This window comes from Porphyromonas cangingivalis (genome assembly GCF_900638305.1).
GTDB lineage: Bacteria > Bacteroidota > Bacteroidia > Bacteroidales > Porphyromonadaceae > Porphyromonas_A > Porphyromonas_A cangingivalis.
This window is the reverse complement of the sequence record NZ_LR134506.1, coordinates 2203725-2219702: the sequence shown is the minus strand read 5'-3', so window position 1 is coordinate 2219702 and position 15978 is coordinate 2203725. Positions and strand designations below refer to the sequence as shown.

Here is a 15978-nt window from a genome sequence, read left to right as displayed (position 1 = left end):
TTGAGACAAGACACCTCTTATCGATGATGACACCTTTCCTCGAACAGATCGCCACACACTTCTTCGAAAAGCACCAGAAGGAGTTGTACAAGTACAGGATATTCTTGCCCAATAGGAGGGCAAGGTTGTTCTTCATGCACTACCTTCAGTCCCGACTCGGAGACACTCCCTTATTGGCTCCACAGATCACCACACTCAACGAATACATAACCTCTTCGTCCCGCTTGGTGTCGGGCGAAAAGCTCATCCTGCTCTTTGAGTTGTACAAGTGTTATGTGGCAAGGTTGCCCGAAGAAAAAGCAGAGTCGATGACCTTTGAAGGCTTTTATCAGATCGGCGAACTCATCTTACAAGACTTCCAGGATCTAGACAAGCACCGCAGTGATGCACAAAAGCTCTTCCGCAATCTCTACGAACTCAAAGAACTGGAGAACGAGCTCTCTTATCTCGATGATACTCAAAAAGAGGCGATAAACAGTTTTCTCAGACCTTTGCCCGCAAAAGCAGAGGATGCCAAACCTCTACTGAAGAGTTTCCTCACCTTTTGGGATGGTTTGTACGACTTGTATGTCAGTTATAAGGAAAGCCTACGCAACCTCGGTATAGGCTACGACGGTATGATCATGAGGGAGGTGTGCGACAGTATCGACGCAGGCAAGAGCACCTTGGGACAGGATGGAGTGATCAATGTATTCGTCGGGCTCAATGCCCTTACCCCTTGCGAGCACCGCATCCTCAAGCATCTCAAAGAGAGTAGCGAAACGCTTTTCTATTGGGATTATCCCTCGATACCGCTACAAGACAAGAGCCCAGGAGCATATTTCAGAGAATACAACCTCAGCCACTACCCTGAGCCGACAGGTGACGATGCCATCATCAGAGAGAGTATCAAGAGCTTCCCAAAGGTAGAAGTCACGGCCATCCCCTCCTCCGTAGCGCAGACGGCATACATAGGCGCAGATCTCAAGGCCTTGCACGAGACCCAACCCGAGAGTATGCAAGACCTCCGTGTGGCAGTAGTGCTACCGAATGAAAGGTTGCTCATCCCGATGCTCAACAATATACCTGCCGAGGTACGCCATCTCAACGTAACCATGGGTTATCCCGTACGAGAGACTCCACCGGTGGCACTGCTCGAACAACTCATCCTCATCATCCGCAAACAAAAGAACGGTCCCTCCGCTGAACGACAAATATGGAGAGGTACCGATGTCATACAGTTGCTATCGATGTCTGTGCTCTCTCCCTATCTGACAGAGATCAGAGAGAAGATGAGCGAAAACATCATCCGTCGCAAACACATATCTCTGAACGGAAAGACGATCCTTACCCTTGCAGAGGAAGCGTTTGAGACCCTCTCCATAGATGTCAACGACAAAGCCATGGCACTGCTCCGATTGATATTCGTCGCCTTGCCTAAAGAAGAAGACGGAGGGTTGAGCCTCTTCGACTACTTCATAAGGTTGTTGAGATTTCTCTCGGCAAGTCTTATCTCTACTCCCGAAGACCTCACCGAGTGGAATAAAGACATCCCCTCCGACACCGCAACCTCTGATGACCCCTCAGCGTCATTCTCAGCCGAAAGAGCCATACTCCCACGACTGCTGTATCTCACCCTCGAAGTCCAACACACCTTGACCCACTGGCAGAGAGAAATAGACAGTCTGCCACTGACCATAGACACCGTGGCAGATGCCCTCTTGACCGTCTGGCGCAATGCCCGCATCCCTTACAGTGGCGAGCCACTCAAGGGGCTTCAGATGATGGGGGTGCTTGAGACTCGTGGTTTGGACTTTGACATCGTCTATATCCCCGATGCTTCGGAAGGTCTACTTCCTCAAAAAAGAGCGGTGTCGGGGATCATCCCCTACTCTCTGAGATTGGGCTACGGTCTGCCCACTTACGAGTGGCAAGACCGCACAAGGGCGTACAACTTCTTCCGTCTCATCAGCCGTGCCAAGCGAGTGGTGCTGACCTATGACTCACGCAAAAGCGACCTCTCTCAGGGTGAGCCATCGAGATACATCCGCATGCTGCACTACATCTACGGTGTGGATGTCGAGTACAAGACCGCCGACTATCCGCTCTCTCCGCTCCAGAAGCTCGACAGCAACGATGTCCTTCATCCCGAGCTCATCTCGGCATACCAAAAATCTCTCCAAGACCCCGAGAGTGGGAGAGCCCTTTCACCCTCACGGCTCAAAAGCTTTGTCGTCTGCCCGAGACAGTTCTACTATACCATGATCCAAGAGATCAACGCCCAAGAGTCCTTACGGGAGCGCATCGAGAGCAACGACCTCGGCACGATCATCCACAACAGTCTCGAAGCCTTGTACCAAGGATTTATAGAGCGTTATGATGGCATTATGGACAAGGGACAACTCGATGAATGGCTCCGAAAGGACAACACCGAAGTCTCGAAACTCGTCCTATCGAAATTCCGCCAACACGTCTTCGGCAAAGATGACGGACAGCCCCTCAAAGGCTACAACCTCATCCAGTACGAGTACGCAGTGAGTCAGGTGAAAAGTATCATCCGTAAGGACAAAGACTACCCTCGACAACTCAAATATGTCGGAGGGGAAATGAGGCTCATCGACACCCTCTCCCTCTCCAATGGCTCCACGATCAACGTCAAAGGCTTCATCGACCGCATCGACCTCGAAGGGGACTGCCTCCGCATCACAGACTACAAGACAGGCCGGGATATCTATGAGATCTCATCGAACAATGACCAGCCGAGACTCTTCAACGGAGCGGCGACCCAACTCCTTTTCTACTGCCACGTCATCCAAAAGATGTCGCCCGAGCATCCGTTCAGACAACAGTTGCCCGCCTTCTCTACCCTCCGTCCGATCATCAACAAGCCCCACCACCGCTCCAAGACCGGCGAACTCATCATGAAGGACAGTTCGTCGGGAAGGTCGGTCAGCACCGTCATCGAAGATTATGCTTCGGTGCAGGAGTGGTTCGAGGGCTTCATTGATCCCCTCCTCTGTGCCATTGTAGATCCGACACAGACCTTTGCGCCCCAACCCTCTCCCACAGTGTGTAAGCACTGCCCCGCTTTCGACCTCTGTGAGGCAACGGCACGCAGCACGACGGGCGAGATCGGAGAAGAGGAATAAAAAGCCTTGCCAAAAAATCATTATCTCCACCAAAACAACTTCCTCCATCATGGACATCATCAGCACCACACATACAGATATAGAATACGCAGACTCTCTCGCACTTCAGCAACAAGCCTTCGACCTCGGAGTCGAAGCAAAGAAGGAGGGCAAGAGCGTACAACACCGCCTCTTCTTCAACGAACACCGCCCCGTCATCACCCTTGGTCGTCACGCCAAGGAGAGCAATGTCCTCTTCTCCGAAGCCTTCCTTGCTCAGCAAGGGGTCTCCCTCTTCCACATCTCACGAGGAGGAGATGCCACTTACCATGGTCCGGGGCAGTGGACGATCTACCCTGTCTTCGACCTCGAGGAGCTCGGTATGGGCGTGCGTGAGTTTGTCGAGTCGCTCGAAGAAGTCGCCATCCGCATCCTTGCCATGTACGGTCTCCAAGGCCACCGTCTCCCCGGGGCTTCGGGCGTATGGATGCACGTAGACAGCCCCATGCCTCGCAAAGTCGCAGCCATAGGGATACATTGCAGTCGTTATATCACGATGCACGGCATGGCATTCAACGTCAATACCGATCCTCAAGCTTTCCACTGGATCAACCCTTGCGGGTTCACCGACAAAGGGGTCACCTCTCTCCACCTCGAAGTCGGACACGAGCTCTCGATGGAGACCCTACGTGACCGATTTGAGGAGGTCTTCAGCGAAGTCTTTGGACGAGAAATCATAAAAACCTGAATATCGTATCGTTTATCAACAAATAAAATAACTCCATCCGACTTTTTCTCCCAACGAACACATTCGTGACACAACTTTTTGTTGCCAGACAGAATACTTTCCGGCAGGCAACAGAATGTATTCTATTTCGGGACAGAAAGTTTTCTGTCTGCCGACAAAAATGATATACCTCTAAAATTCTGCAATAAAGGTCATATATCTCCAAAAAAGATTATTTTTGTACAGATATGAATGTAACACCATCACACACGATGCACGACGAAATAAATCCAAGAGATAAGCATATCGGACTCATGTCCAACTACAAGAGAGACCCTCTGACCGAGAAGATCACCGAAGGCAAGCGTATGGCCATCGTAATGACCCACTTCGGGACGACACACAACGACACGAGGGAGAAGACCATCGATGCCATCAACAGATCGGCACAAACCCTCTATGAGGATATCACAGTGAGAGATGCCTACACCTCTCGCATCATCCTCAAGAGACTCAGAGACCGGGGAGAGCCAAAGCTGAACCTCCCCGAGACCCTCGAACACCTCCGATCCGAGGGATACACACATGTGGTCGTGCAGCCGACAGTCCTTATCGATGGGTTGGAGATGGAGTCGATCCGAAAGGATGTGACCACCTGCCGTTCGAGCTTCAAAGAGATACGTGTGGGATCACCACTCTTCTATCACCCCATCGACTATTATAGAGCCATAGAGGCGATTACGAGTGATTACGACAAGGATCGGGCTTACGTGTGGGTGGGTCATGGGACTTATCACCCTTCGACGGCACAATACACGATGATCACTTATGTACTGAGAGAGATGGGGATCGACAATGTCTTCGTAGGCACCATCGAAGGCTTCCCGACACAGGAGCAAGCCATGGCAGAACTCCGACGCTCGGGACACAAAAAGGTGACTTTGGTACCATTTATGTTTGTGGCCGGAGAACACGCAAAGAATGACATTGCAGAGGATTGGAAAGAAGACTTTGAAGCCGAAGGCTATGAGGTCGATGTCCTGCTCCAAGGGCTGGGCGAACATCCCGGCATACAAGCCCTTTACCTTCGCAAACTTGAGGACACGGTCACTTACAGCGAGTGGGACATCATGTCGAAAAAGAAAATATACACCGTCACCGGTGAGAAGATGGACTAAAAACCCTCAAACGATAACATTATGATAGACTTTTCAAATACCAAAAACGCCTTCGAAGGCAAGTCGGATGCAGATCTCCGAGGTGCCGAGCTGCTCTTCCGTGCCATGGCGTCGACCACTCTCGTCAAGACGGGTAAGGTACTCTCGAATATTGCAGCAAGCATACATTTCCCGATAGGTTGGGCTCTTCGCCCCACGATATACAGGCACTTCGTCGGGGGAGAAACGCTCGAAAAGACTCGTCCGACACTCGAAAAACTGGGATCGAGAGGGGTATGTGCCGTCCTTGACTACTCGGCAGAAGGGGGTAGCTCAGAGGCAGACATCAATGCGACTTATGAGGAAACGATACGTTCGCTCAACTTCGCAAAGGGAAACCCACACGTGAGCCACGGTGTCTTCAAACCCAGTGGTGTAGGGCCTACCTCCGTACTCGAAAAGGTTACCAAAGGAGAAACGCTTACAGCCGAAGAGCAGAAACGTTTTGATGCTTTTCGGAAGAGGTTCATGGAGCTTTGTCGTCTTGCTCATGAGCATGGCACACGTATCCTCATAGATGCCGAGCACTATGCTTATCAGGGGATTGTGGACGAATTGTCTGTCGAGGCCATGGCTGAGTTCAACAAAGAGCGTGCCATCGTCTTTGCTACTCTTCAGATGTATCGCCATGACCGCCTTGCCTTGCTTGAGCGTATCGACGAAGAGGCGCGCGACAAGGGGTTCATCCCCGGCATCAAGTTTGTCCGCGGTGCTTACATGGAAGAGGAGCGCATGCTCGCTCAGAAAAACGGGTACCCCGATCCAATCTGCAAAGACAAACAGGCGACTGACGACAACTATGATGCAGGTGTACGCTTCGTCCTCGAACGCATCGATCACTTTGAGATCTTCGTCGGCACTCACAACGACAGAAGCCTCCTCAAGGCGACAGAACTGATGAAGCAGCAAGGCATCGCACCGGATGACAAGCGCATCTTCTTCGCCCAACTGTATGGCATGAGTGACAACCTCAGCTTCAACCTCGCCAAGGCGGGTTACAACGTCACCAAGTATCTCCCCTACGCACCCGTGGACAAGGTACTCCCTTACCTCATCCGTCGTGCCGAAGAAAATACAGCCATCAAGGGGCAGACTACCCGTGAGCTCGGGCTCATACGCACCGAAAGGCAGAGACGTCGCTCCGCAAAAAGCTAAAGAAAAAGCAGTCTGAGACTCGTCAAGACACCTATCCCCAAACCTATTTCGATATGAAACAAAAACTATTACTCTTACTCAGCCTTGTCGTGCTATCGGCACCGACAGCATCGGCGATGCACATCATGGAGGGCTATCTGTCTCCGACATGGGCTATCGTATGGTATGTGCTTAGTTTGCCATTCATCATTCTGAGTTTCAACGCTATCCGAAAGATAGTCAAAGGCAATCCGAGAGGTAAGATCACGCTCGCACTGTCGGGCGCATTCATCTTCATCCTCTCTGCGCTCAAACTCCCCTCCGTCACCGGCAGCAGCAGTCACCTTACCGGGACGACACTCGGTGCACTGACGGTCGGACCACGTACCATCCCATTGTTGGGGCTCATCGTACTACTGTTCCAGTCGTTGCTATTGGCACACGGAGGTCTTACCACACTTGGCGCCAATGTCTTTTCGATGGCCATCGTCGGCCCCTGGGTAGCTTATTATGTCTTCAAGCTCATCAAAGGCCTCAACGCTCCCAACTCCATTGCGATCTTCTTCGCAGCCTTCTTAGGCTCGATGAGTACTTATGTGACGACGAGTTTCCAGCTTGCATTGGCTTACCCGGACCCAAGCAGCGGCATCTTTGGTTCGGCGATGCAGTTCCTCTCGGTCTTTGCCGTGACACAAGTGCCCCTCTCCATCCTCGAAGGTATCATCACAGCAATCATCATCCGCCTGCTGTCGGATGTCAAAGTCCCCTTAGTATCCACTTCAAAATAAGTCTATCATGAACAAGACGACCAATAAGATCATCCTCGTGATCATCCTCCTGCTCTGTCTCGCTGCACCCATCGCCAGTGCATGGATAGACTTCGGCGGAGGCACGGACGATGCAGCCTGCGACGTGATCCACAACATCACGGGTCACGAAGGACAAGTCCTTGAGATGAATGCCATAGGTTACGAGCCCACCGATGCGACCGAACCATGGTTGTTCGTACTCCAAGTCCTCATCGGCATCTGTATATTCGTGGCAGGATATGCCCTTCTGAAGAAACACGCTAATGACAAGTCAGCAAACTGACCATCCTGACTCAAACAAGACACAGACAACCTCCGGTCCACTCTATAAGGAGATGGACTCGGGGTTGTTCCGTCTATTTTATCCCCTTATTTTCCTTATCACTGCTCTATTCGTCAAGAGCATCATCGGGCAGGTAGTCCTGCTCATCCCCCTTGTGGCACTCCACGCTTGGCTCACGCCTCGAAGTGGTCGTGCCAAGCTGATCCGACGTGTAGTACTTACCCTCCTCTTCATCCTATTAGGCACTCTGCCTATCCTGCTGACAAGCATAGAGGGAGGGGGGCAAGCCATCCTTACCCTCCGGAGATGGGGTGTCACTCATGAGACTCTCAGACTCTTCGGACTCATCTCTTTGAGGTGCCTCAATGGCTTCCTCGCCATCCTCCTCATCACCTCCACCACACCGATATACAGCGTCATGCACCGTCTTCGCGCACTGGGAGTTCCTGCACTTTTTGTCGAACTCTCCGAACTCATCTACCGCTACATCAACGTGATGACGGAGACGGCTTCGCACATCCTCACGGCCCAACGTTGTCGCCTCGGTTATACCACGTGGCGAAGCAGAGCGGAACACTCGGGCATGCTCTTTGCGCAGACATTCATCCTCGCACACAACGATGCCGAGAAGGTCTACCAAGGTCTGCTATCGAGAGGTTACAGCGAAGAGGACATCTACTCCACTCCGAGAGGTCAATCAGAGCCGACGACATTGAATGACAGCCTGTTGTCGGTAGCCAACGCCTCTTTCGGTTACGAAAAGGACTGCCCCATACTCCACGACATCACACTTGAGATAAAGAAAGGTGAGCGCATCGTCCTCTTGGGCGAAAATGGTGCAGGTAAGTCTACCCTATTCGCACTCCTCTCAGGCATCCATAAAGTCCAAAATGGCGCTCTGTCTCTCAGGGGAGAAGTACTCACGGATGTCAATGATCTTCGTCATACCGTCGGCTTTGTCTTCCAAAATCCTTCGCACCAACTCTTCACCCCCTCCGTGGCAGACGAGATAGCTTTCGGACTCAAAAACCTTGGCCTCAAAGGCGAAGCCCTCGAAAGTGAGGTCGATCGCATCATACGAGACTTCGAACTCCATCCCCTGATGAAGACCCCACCCCACCTCCTCAGTGAGGGCCAAAAGAAGTGGGTTGCGATCGCTTCTATCGTTGCGATGAGTCCGGAGATCATCATTTTGGACGAACCCACGGCAGGTCTGGACAAGTATTTTACCGAAAGGATCAGAGGACTCCTCACCCGACTACACACAGAGGGGAAGACCATCATCCTCTCCACCCACGATATGGACTTTGCTCATCGGTGGGCTCAGAGGGGCATCATCCTGCACCAAGGGAGGATCATCGCTGACGGGGACATCGACATGATTTTTACGGACACCATTGCCCTCCGAGAAGCCAATCTCCAGCCCCCACGTTACTCGAAACTGAGAGTTGGTGCTGCATCAAAAGAAGTTGAGAGCTGTCCCATTTTCTTACCATCTCAAGTACACCATGCCCTCATCGTCGGTGGAGGACAAGGGGCTTACCGCAAGGCGCTCACGCTGAGTCACCACGGCATTCCTTTTGACGTCATCAGCCCCGAAGTATGTCCCGAGATGCAGGCATTGATAGCAGCCCAAGGGGCACACCACATCGCACGTACATTCATCCAAGGGGACACGTGGAGATACACCCTTGTCATTGCCGGGACAGGCCATACCACTGTCGATAACATGGTCTCTGAAGAATGCCACCAACGAAGCATCCTTGTCAACAACCTCTCATCTGCCACCGAGAGCACCTTCGTCCTTGGTGCATCATCGTCCAAAGGAGACACGACCTTTGCCATACAGACCAAGCACCGCCTACCCGAAGTGGGGCAAGTACTCAGAGATCGTTATGAGACCTATCTCGACACTCACCTTGACACCGAGAGACTGCATTCACTGAGCCGACTTCGTCAGGATATGATATCTGCCCGAAGAAAGGGAGACAACGACCGATACAACGAACTCAAAGCCCTCTACGATAACGAAAAGAACGAACTCATCAACCGACTATGACATCATCAGACATCACCCCCACAGATCATATTCCCGAAGGCACCATTGTTTCGCTCGTGGGCGCAGGCCCCGGAGACCCCAATCTCCTCACCTTGCGTGCCGTCCGATGTCTGCGCAGTGCTGATGTCATCTTTTACGATGCTCTGGTCAATCCTGTCATCCTCAGCCATTGTCGCCAAGGGATCGAACGCATCCCCGTGGGCAAACGTTGTGGACGACACTCTCACCCTCAGGAGGACATCAATACGCTCCTCGTCGAACGCGCCCTCAAAGGCGGTCGCATCGTCAGGCTCAAGGGTGGTGATCCTTTCGTCTTCGGACGTGGGGGAGAAGAGCTCCAAGCCCTCATCGCACGAGGCATCCCCTTTGAGGTCGTACCCGGCATCACGGCAGCCAACTCCGTCACCACCTATACCGGCATCCCCGTCACCCACCGGGGTATGAGCCGTAGTGTGACCCTGATCACCGCTTCAACCAAGGAGCATCAGCACGAAGCTTCGTCATGGAAGAGTCTTGTGGAGCTCCAAGGAACCATCGTCTTCTATATGGGAGCGACCGTCATCCCGACGATCTGCCAAAGGCTCATCGAAGCAGGATTATCCCCCGACACACCCGCTTGCGTCACGACGAATGGCACGCTGCCCTCTCAGCACAGTCTCATCGGCCAAGTAGGAGACTTCACACCCGACTTCACCGACTACTCGAAACTCTCTCCGGGGCTCTTCGTGGTGGGCGAAGTGGTCAGTTTTGCCGAAGAGTTTTCATTCTTCGCTCCCACTCCTCTCTCACAGGTGAAAGTCTTGGCTGTGAGCGTGGATACCGAACGCTCTGTGATCGAAGACCTCCTCGGAGACAAGGTCGCCTACATCCATTCTCTACCAACCTCCAAGCATGAGATGGATGAGTATTCCGAAGAGATCGAACAGAAATTAGCACAGATACGACCCGGAGCATGGGTCGCCTTCTCCACCACCGCAGCCGTGGACTATATGATGGAGATGCTCATCCGCAGTGGCAGAGACATCCGTACCTTGGCACAGTGTAAGATAGCGGCCATCGGTAAGACGACAACCCTCCGCCTCCGTAGCTATGGACTTGTTCCCGACTTCGTCCCCACACGCAGAGACAGACAAGGACTCATCGACGAACTCATCACTCACATCGGTGATAGACCGACAACGATCGTCTCACCCCACGGTGCTTATGACAACGAGACAAAGCCCCTCATCTTCCCACCACTCGCTCACCTCTCCGTCATCGACATACCTCTGTATCACAGCGTCAAGGTGAGTTATGTTAAGGACGATGTGACTTTCTTTAAGGAAATAGGCTTCACCCACATCATCTTCAGTAGCAGTAAGGCTGTGGACAACTTCGCTGAACTCATGGAGAAATACGACCTACACAGCCTCCCTCGCCAAGCCAAAGTCATCACCTATGGTCCTGCCACCACTGCACGATTATCCACCTACGGCATCCAAGCCTACTGCACCCTCCCCAAGGCCACACCCCAAGATGTCGCCCAAGCCATCATCGACTCTCTGTGATACAAGTTGATAATTCTATTCATCTCCATTATCCCTAAAACTTAAAAAGTGCGGTCATGCTAAATAAGTACAAAATCAAACAGACAATTATCTAAAAAACTGCTAACTTTCGATATTAACATAATATAAAAATGTCATGACAGAAAACGAAAGAAAAAACATTATAGCTAATGCTAAAGATTTTTTCAGGAAAGAACTCTTTGAAACTCACATAGACAACAGCTACAACAAAGCTTCTTTGTTAAAAAGCTATAATGTAAATCCTTTTCTAATTAAATATTTGGCATGCTTTCTTGAAGGCAATGATAGTCCTCAAAGCATTGCGAAAGCCTTAATATACCCAAGAGTACTAGGCACCTCTATCAACACCTCATTTGGAAATAAAACCCAAAAGATGATAAACACATTATTCTCAGGATTTGGATCAACTACCCAAGGCATTGACATTGAATTCATTGATGCAATAGATGGCAGAAAAAAGTACTGTCAAGTAAAAGCTGGTCCCAACACAATCAACAAAGATGATGTTAAAACTATATCGGATCACTTTCAGAGTGTAAAAAATCTCGCAAGAACAAATAATCTTGATGTTGGCATTAACGACTTAGTAGTGGGAGTTTTATATGGTAAAATAGAAGATTTGAGTGCCAATTACAAAAAGCTCAATGAAAACTTCAATGTATACATAGGAAAAGACTTTTGGTTACACTTGACGGGCGATGAGGACTTTTATTCCCAATTAACTGATGCTATAGGAGAAATAGCACTCGAATACAATTGTTCAAAACAATTAGATGGCATTATCAATGCCCTAGCAGATGAAATATCTTCCAAAGGGTTATAAAAGTATATAATAATATTATTTCTGAGCATAATAGTCATTCAGAAATCTTACAATGGAATACCCAATCTCCTTAGCAAGGTTGACCGGCACAGCATTACCAATCTGTTTGTATTGTTGTGCTATAGACCCTTCAAACTGCCAATCATCTGGAAATGTTTGGATACGAGCATATTCACGAATAGTAAAGGGGCGAGTTTCTTCAGGATGACATCTTTCTGTTTGTTTTTGAGCAGGACTACATGTAAGTGTCAAACAAGGCTCATCCCAGCCTATTCTTCTTGCCATACCAGTTTTTCCACCTCCTAAATAGTAACTTCCCCCCATATATAACTTCTGAATTTCTATAGGTAGGTCTCTCCAATATCCCTTGGGAGGGACTAGTTTTAGCACTTCCTCCTTTTGAGGGGGATATTTTGCACCAGGGGAACTTGGAACATCACTATCGTATAGCTCTCCAGCCTTAAGAGCATCAGCTAAGTTGTATACACGATGATCGGGAAGTGGCATCTGAAACTGAGTTTTAATATCCTTCCTTATACCAACAATGATAACTCGTTCCCTTTTTTGAGGAACTCTATAGTTCGTTGCCTTAAGAATTCGAGGAGGAAGTACATTATATCCTATTTCGTTCATAACAGAAATCATACCTTCTATTGTTCGACCGCCATCATGAGACAAAAGACCTTTTACATTTTCTCCAATACAAATCAATGGATTAACTTCTTTCACAACCCTTGCAAACTCATAAAATAGGGTTCCACGAGCATCTGTAAATCCAAGTCTTTTTCCTGCATAACTAAAGGCTTGACATGGAAATCCCCCTGTAACAACATCGACCTTATCTCTATACTGAGTGAAGTCAAAATTCTTGATATCTCCTTCTAGAACGTTCCAAAAACGTCTGTTACGTCTCAATGTCTGACAAGCCCATCTATCCATCTCATTAAGAGCTATACAATTAAGCCCTGCAGACTCCAACCCGATGGCCAACCCTCCCCCTCCAGCAAACAGCTCAATTGTTGTATAATTTCTATCTGGTTCTACAATATTTGAACATGCTTTATCCTCAATTAAGTGAGAGAATAGTCCTTCTATCTCCTTTCTTGGATAAACTCTATATCCACTAATTGGTTCCCTCATAGCAGTAAGTTTACCTTCAGCATCCCATCTTCTAAGAGTTTGTTTACTCTTATTCAACAGTTTTGAGACCTCTTCTATCTTTAGAAAATCATCCATAACCACATTATACAACATTATACATGGTTACAAATTTACAACAACTAAATTAATCTGCAAGTATTAAGATCACAGATAAATTAAACCTTACTTTATGGATACTTATTCTTAGACTTCTATTTAGAATTATCTCAAAATACAATAAAAAGATTAGCGACACAGACTTTTAGATTGTAATCCTCGGAGACAATCGTTATTTTCGCATCTGAACAATTCATTTCCGCCAACAAATAGACAAACAGTGCACCGACATGGATACCCTTACTTCACTCTATACCCTGCTGTATCGCAAGCGTCCGAGTCAGATCGCCGGCTATGCAACCCATGCGATGGAGATACAGGCTCGTCAGCTCCGAGAGATCACACGTATGCTGGCACGCACCGAGTATGGTCGCAAGCATGGCATCACGGATCGTATCGGCTACTCGACCTATGCCGAACGCCTTCCCATTGTGATGTACGAGGATCTCGCGCCTTATGTCGAGCGTATGCTGGCCGGCGAACAAAGAGTGCTCTGTGGAGAGCGTACGGAGTGGTTTGCCAAGAGCAGTGGTACGACAAACGCGAAGAGCAAGTATATCCCGGTACCTCCGACACATCTTTCACGTTGTCACTTCCGGGGAGGCAAGGATGTCCTCTCCCTTTTCGTCCGTAACAATCCCGAGACGAAAGTCCTTTCGCACAAGAGTTTTGCACTTTCCGGGAGCTTGTCGAAGGGGAGCTACGGAAGATTCATCAAAGCAGGCGACCTCTCTGCAGTGCTCGTGAGCAAGTTTCCCGTCTGGGCACGCAGTCTGAGAGTACCGAGTATAGAAGTCGCTCTGCTCGAAGAATGGGAGGAGAAGCTCGACCGCACTTCCGATGCCCTCGTGCGTGCCGACATCGCGACCCTCTCGGGCGTCCCTTCGTGGATGCTCGTCATCGTCAAAGAGGCGATGCGTAAGGCCGGTGCAAAGACCGCAAAGGAGCTTTGGCCTGACCTCGAAGTCTTCTTCCACGGTGGGATAGCCTTCGACCCTTACCGGGACGAGTACCGACGAGTGCTGGGTGAGGGGGTAAAGTACATGGAGACGTACAACGCTTCGGAGGGGTTCTTCGGTATTCAGGACGATCCTTCGGACAGCTCGATGCTACTCATGCTCGACTATGGGGTGTACTATGAGTTCATCCCGATGGATGTCTTTGACGAAAGCGATCTCACAAATGCCATCCCACTCCACAAAGTCTCCCAAGGGATCAACTATGCCATGGTCATCTCCACCCTCGGTGGGCTTTACCGCTACATCATAGGCGACACTGTGAGGTTCACATCGACAGCACCGTACAAATTCGTCATCACGGGGCGCACGAAGAGCTTCATCAATGCCTTTGGCGAAGAACTCATGGTGGCGAATGCCGATAAGGCTCTCGATCATGCCGCCAAGGAGAGTGGAGCAAGACTCAGAGAGTATTCGGCAGGACCGGTATTTCTGACCGAAGAGGGCAAAGGCTATCACCACTGGGTGGTGGAGTTTGAGGAAGAGCCGAAAGACATCGCACGCTTTGCATCACTCTTGGATGAAGGACTCAAAGCCCTCAACTCAGACTACGAGGCGAAGCGTTACAAAGACATCTCACTCCGGCCACCCCTTGTCACTGTGGTCCGGGAGGGGACATTCTTCGGATGGATGAAGGAGCATGGCAAACTGGGAGGACAGCACAAGGTGCCCCGACTCTCCAAGGACGACAGCATCATCCGTCGCCTCATTGAACTCTCTGACGGACAGAAATAAAAAACATCCCGATCCAATTCGACTATGGATCGGGATGTTTTTATTTGCTTCCTCCTCAAGGGATATCTCTCATCGGTCATCGTCCCTCTGATAAGCGAGTCTTGGCGAACCGTCTGCAACATAAATGATCCCACAGTACTCAAAGCCGAGAGAGGTGACGATGTGTTGCATCACATGGTTGTCCCTATGCGTGTCGACCCTTATGTTCGGATACTGTGCAAGTGCCCACTCAAAGACCTGACGACCAAGCCCCTTCACCTCCCCGTCCGAAGCCAGGCGATGGATGACCCCATAAGGACGATCATGAAGCCACGCCCCATCTTCTATATATGTGTAGGTAGGCTCTTCGATGATGCCGAACCAAAAAGTGCCACACACTCGCCCATCAGGCGTGAGACACACGTGGCAATACCCTTCTCGGATGTCTTCTTCGATAAGCCCGATGGAGGGGTAATCACTGTTCCACTGATGAGGGTTGCCTGCACGGCGCATGAGCACCTTAGCCTTGTCGTATATGGGCATGATGGAAGGGAGATCCTTGAGTGTCGCTTTTCGGATCGTGAGTTGTGCCGGTTGGGTTGGGGTCGTAGTGGTCATAAGTTTGGTTGTTTGTTCACAAATATAAAGGTTTGGGAAGAAATATGTGTGGTGGGGCATGAGAGTATCACAAGTAATTGCTATATTTGAGATAAAGCGATCTATGTCTAATCTTTTGAACGACAAAGATATGAGAAAATATATCCCTTACCTGCCCTATGTCTGCGCATTGGCGATACTCCTCGTCGCCATGTCGGGGAAGGATGAGATCGCCTCTCCGAGCTACGCAGCCAAGATGGGTATAGCATTCGTCCTCATCGTCCTCTCCGTCATCATCCTGATACTCGCACGGATCGAACGAAGGAAGTAAACACGCACATACCGTCTTATCCTTTAATCTCAACTAATACACATCTTTTTATTATGGGCAAAAAGAAAGTTTCTGTACGCGAAAGGATTTGGAGTGCGGCCATCGCTACGATTGGCTTCCTCTGTGTACTTCTTGTGGTGGGGCTCATCATCGGGCACAACTTGTTCGTGGAGCACACCCTTACGGTCGTCATTGCGACGGTGGTTCTCTTTGTGATCGACTTGATCTTCCCAAGAAGGAAGCTGTACTAAAGAGTCAGAGCACCTGCCCCCTCTCTGTCCACTGCCACGAGACAAGGTCAAAGGACACGACAAAACAAGTCGTATGACTTGACAA

The 15978-nt window shown here is 49.9% G+C and carries 14 protein-coding genes; 12 read left to right on the top strand and 2 right to left on the bottom strand.

The window, feature by feature from the left end; genetic code table 11:
* Positions 1–23 precede the first annotated feature (23 nt).
* From EL262_RS09270 to EL262_RS09230, 9 genes are all read left to right on the top strand, one after another.
* Complete coding sequence (locus EL262_RS09270) at positions 24–3128, top strand: PD-(D/E)XK nuclease family protein (RefSeq protein WP_078735511.1); 3105 nt, start codon at positions 24–26, stop codon at positions 3126–3128.
* Positions 3129–3177: 49 nt separating this feature from the next.
* Positions 3178–3855 (top strand): lipoyl(octanoyl) transferase LipB, encoded by a 678-nt coding sequence (gene lipB / locus EL262_RS09265; protein ID WP_025836914.1) that lies wholly within the window; start codon positions 3178–3180, stop codon positions 3853–3855.
* Between the two features lie 227 nt (positions 3856–4082).
* On the top strand, positions 4083–5012 hold the full coding sequence (locus EL262_RS09260) for a sirohydrochlorin cobaltochelatase (protein WP_078735510.1): 930 nt from the start codon (positions 4083–4085) through the stop codon (positions 5010–5012).
* 21 nt (positions 5013–5033) lie between these two features.
* A complete protein-coding gene (locus EL262_RS09255; protein ID WP_078735509.1) occupies positions 5034–6206 on the top strand; it encodes a proline dehydrogenase family protein in 1173 nt (390 codons plus the stop codon).
* Between the two features lie 53 nt (positions 6207–6259).
* Complete coding sequence (locus EL262_RS09250; RefSeq protein WP_036851807.1) at positions 6260–6973, top strand: energy-coupling factor ABC transporter permease; 714 nt, start codon at positions 6260–6262, stop codon at positions 6971–6973.
* 7 nt (positions 6974–6980) lie between these two features.
* Positions 6981–7277: a hypothetical protein gene (locus tag EL262_RS09245; protein WP_025836913.1), complete on the top strand. Its 297-nt coding sequence runs from the start codon at positions 6981–6983 to the stop codon at positions 7275–7277.
* Positions 7258–9336, top strand: coding sequence for a cobalt ECF transporter T component CbiQ (gene cbiQ, locus EL262_RS09240; RefSeq protein WP_078735508.1), 2079 nt, complete (start codon positions 7258–7260; stop codon positions 9334–9336). The genes EL262_RS09245 and cbiQ overlap by 20 nt, the downstream gene beginning before the upstream one ends.
* Positions 9333–10883, top strand: coding sequence for a uroporphyrinogen-III C-methyltransferase (gene cobA, locus EL262_RS09235; RefSeq protein ID WP_078735507.1), 1551 nt, complete (start codon positions 9333–9335; stop codon positions 10881–10883). Before cbiQ ends, cobA begins: the two co-directional genes overlap by 4 nt.
* Positions 10884–11019: 136 nt before the next feature.
* Positions 11020–11727 carry a PmeII family type II restriction endonuclease gene (locus EL262_RS09230; RefSeq protein ID WP_025836906.1) on the top strand — a complete coding sequence of 236 codons (708 nt, stop codon included), beginning with the start codon at positions 11020–11022 and terminating at the stop codon, positions 11725–11727.
* 15 nt (positions 11728–11742) lie between these two features.
* Here EL262_RS09230 and dcm read toward each other — a convergent pair whose 3' ends face one another.
* Positions 11743–12963: a DNA (cytosine-5-)-methyltransferase gene (gene dcm / locus EL262_RS09225; RefSeq protein ID WP_036844621.1), complete on the bottom strand. Its 1221-nt coding sequence runs from the start codon at positions 12961–12963 to the stop codon at positions 11743–11745.
* A gap of 251 nt (positions 12964–13214) precedes the next feature.
* Between dcm and EL262_RS09220 the strand changes: the two genes are divergently transcribed.
* On the top strand, positions 13215–14735 hold the full coding sequence (locus tag EL262_RS09220; RefSeq protein ID WP_025836902.1) for a GH3 auxin-responsive promoter family protein: 1521 nt from the start codon (positions 13215–13217) through the stop codon (positions 14733–14735).
* A gap of 69 nt (positions 14736–14804) precedes the next feature.
* Here the strand turns inward: EL262_RS09220 and EL262_RS09215 are convergent, their stop codons facing one another.
* Positions 14805–15332, bottom strand: a complete 528-nt coding sequence (locus EL262_RS09215; RefSeq protein ID WP_078735506.1) for a GNAT family N-acetyltransferase — start codon at positions 15330–15332, stop codon at positions 14805–14807.
* Between the two features lie 130 nt (positions 15333–15462).
* Here EL262_RS09215 and EL262_RS09210 point away from each other — a divergent pair, with 130 nt between their 5' ends.
* Together EL262_RS09210 and EL262_RS09205 are read left to right on the top strand one after the other, a co-directional pair.
* Positions 15463–15642: a hypothetical protein gene (locus EL262_RS09210; RefSeq protein WP_126464418.1), complete on the top strand. Its 180-nt coding sequence runs from the start codon at positions 15463–15465 to the stop codon at positions 15640–15642.
* Positions 15643–15695: 53 nt separating this feature from the next.
* Positions 15696–15893 (top strand): hypothetical protein, encoded by a 198-nt coding sequence (locus EL262_RS09205; protein ID WP_025836897.1) that lies wholly within the window; start codon positions 15696–15698, stop codon positions 15891–15893.
* The last annotated feature ends 85 nt before the right edge of the window (positions 15894–15978 follow it).

Bases quoted from the DNA above. Each gene is read 5' to 3' on its own strand.
- lipB (WP_025836914.1), top strand. From the start codon at position 3,178: ATGGACATCATCAGCACCACACATACAGATATAGAATACGCAGACTCT.
- EL262_RS09270 (WP_078735511.1), top strand. From the start codon at position 24: ATGATGACACCTTTCCTCGAACAGATCGCCACACACTTCTTCGAAAAG.
- EL262_RS09260 (WP_078735510.1), top strand. From the start codon at position 4,083: ATGAATGTAACACCATCACACACGATGCACGACGAAATAAATCCAAGA.
- EL262_RS09245 (WP_025836913.1), top strand. From the start codon at position 6,981: ATGAACAAGACGACCAATAAGATCATCCTCGTGATCATCCTCCTGCTC.
- EL262_RS09215 (WP_078735506.1), bottom strand. From the start codon at position 15,332: ATGACCACTACGACCCCAACCCAACCGGCACAACTCACGATCCGAAAA.
- EL262_RS09220 (WP_025836902.1), top strand. From the start codon at position 13,215: ATGGATACCCTTACTTCACTCTATACCCTGCTGTATCGCAAGCGTCCG.
- EL262_RS09210 (WP_126464418.1), top strand. From the start codon at position 15,463: ATGAGAAAATATATCCCTTACCTGCCCTATGTCTGCGCATTGGCGATA.
- EL262_RS09255 (WP_078735509.1), top strand. From the start codon at position 5,034: ATGATAGACTTTTCAAATACCAAAAACGCCTTCGAAGGCAAGTCGGAT.
- EL262_RS09205 (WP_025836897.1), top strand. From the start codon at position 15,696: ATGGGCAAAAAGAAAGTTTCTGTACGCGAAAGGATTTGGAGTGCGGCC.
- EL262_RS09230 (WP_025836906.1), top strand. From the start codon at position 11,020: ATGACAGAAAACGAAAGAAAAAACATTATAGCTAATGCTAAAGATTTT.
- cbiQ (WP_078735508.1), top strand. From the start codon at position 7,258: ATGACAAGTCAGCAAACTGACCATCCTGACTCAAACAAGACACAGACA.
- dcm (WP_036844621.1), bottom strand. From the start codon at position 12,963: ATGGATGATTTTCTAAAGATAGAAGAGGTCTCAAAACTGTTGAATAAG.
- EL262_RS09250 (WP_036851807.1), top strand. From the start codon at position 6,260: ATGAAACAAAAACTATTACTCTTACTCAGCCTTGTCGTGCTATCGGCA.
- cobA (WP_078735507.1), top strand. From the start codon at position 9,333: ATGACATCATCAGACATCACCCCCACAGATCATATTCCCGAAGGCACC.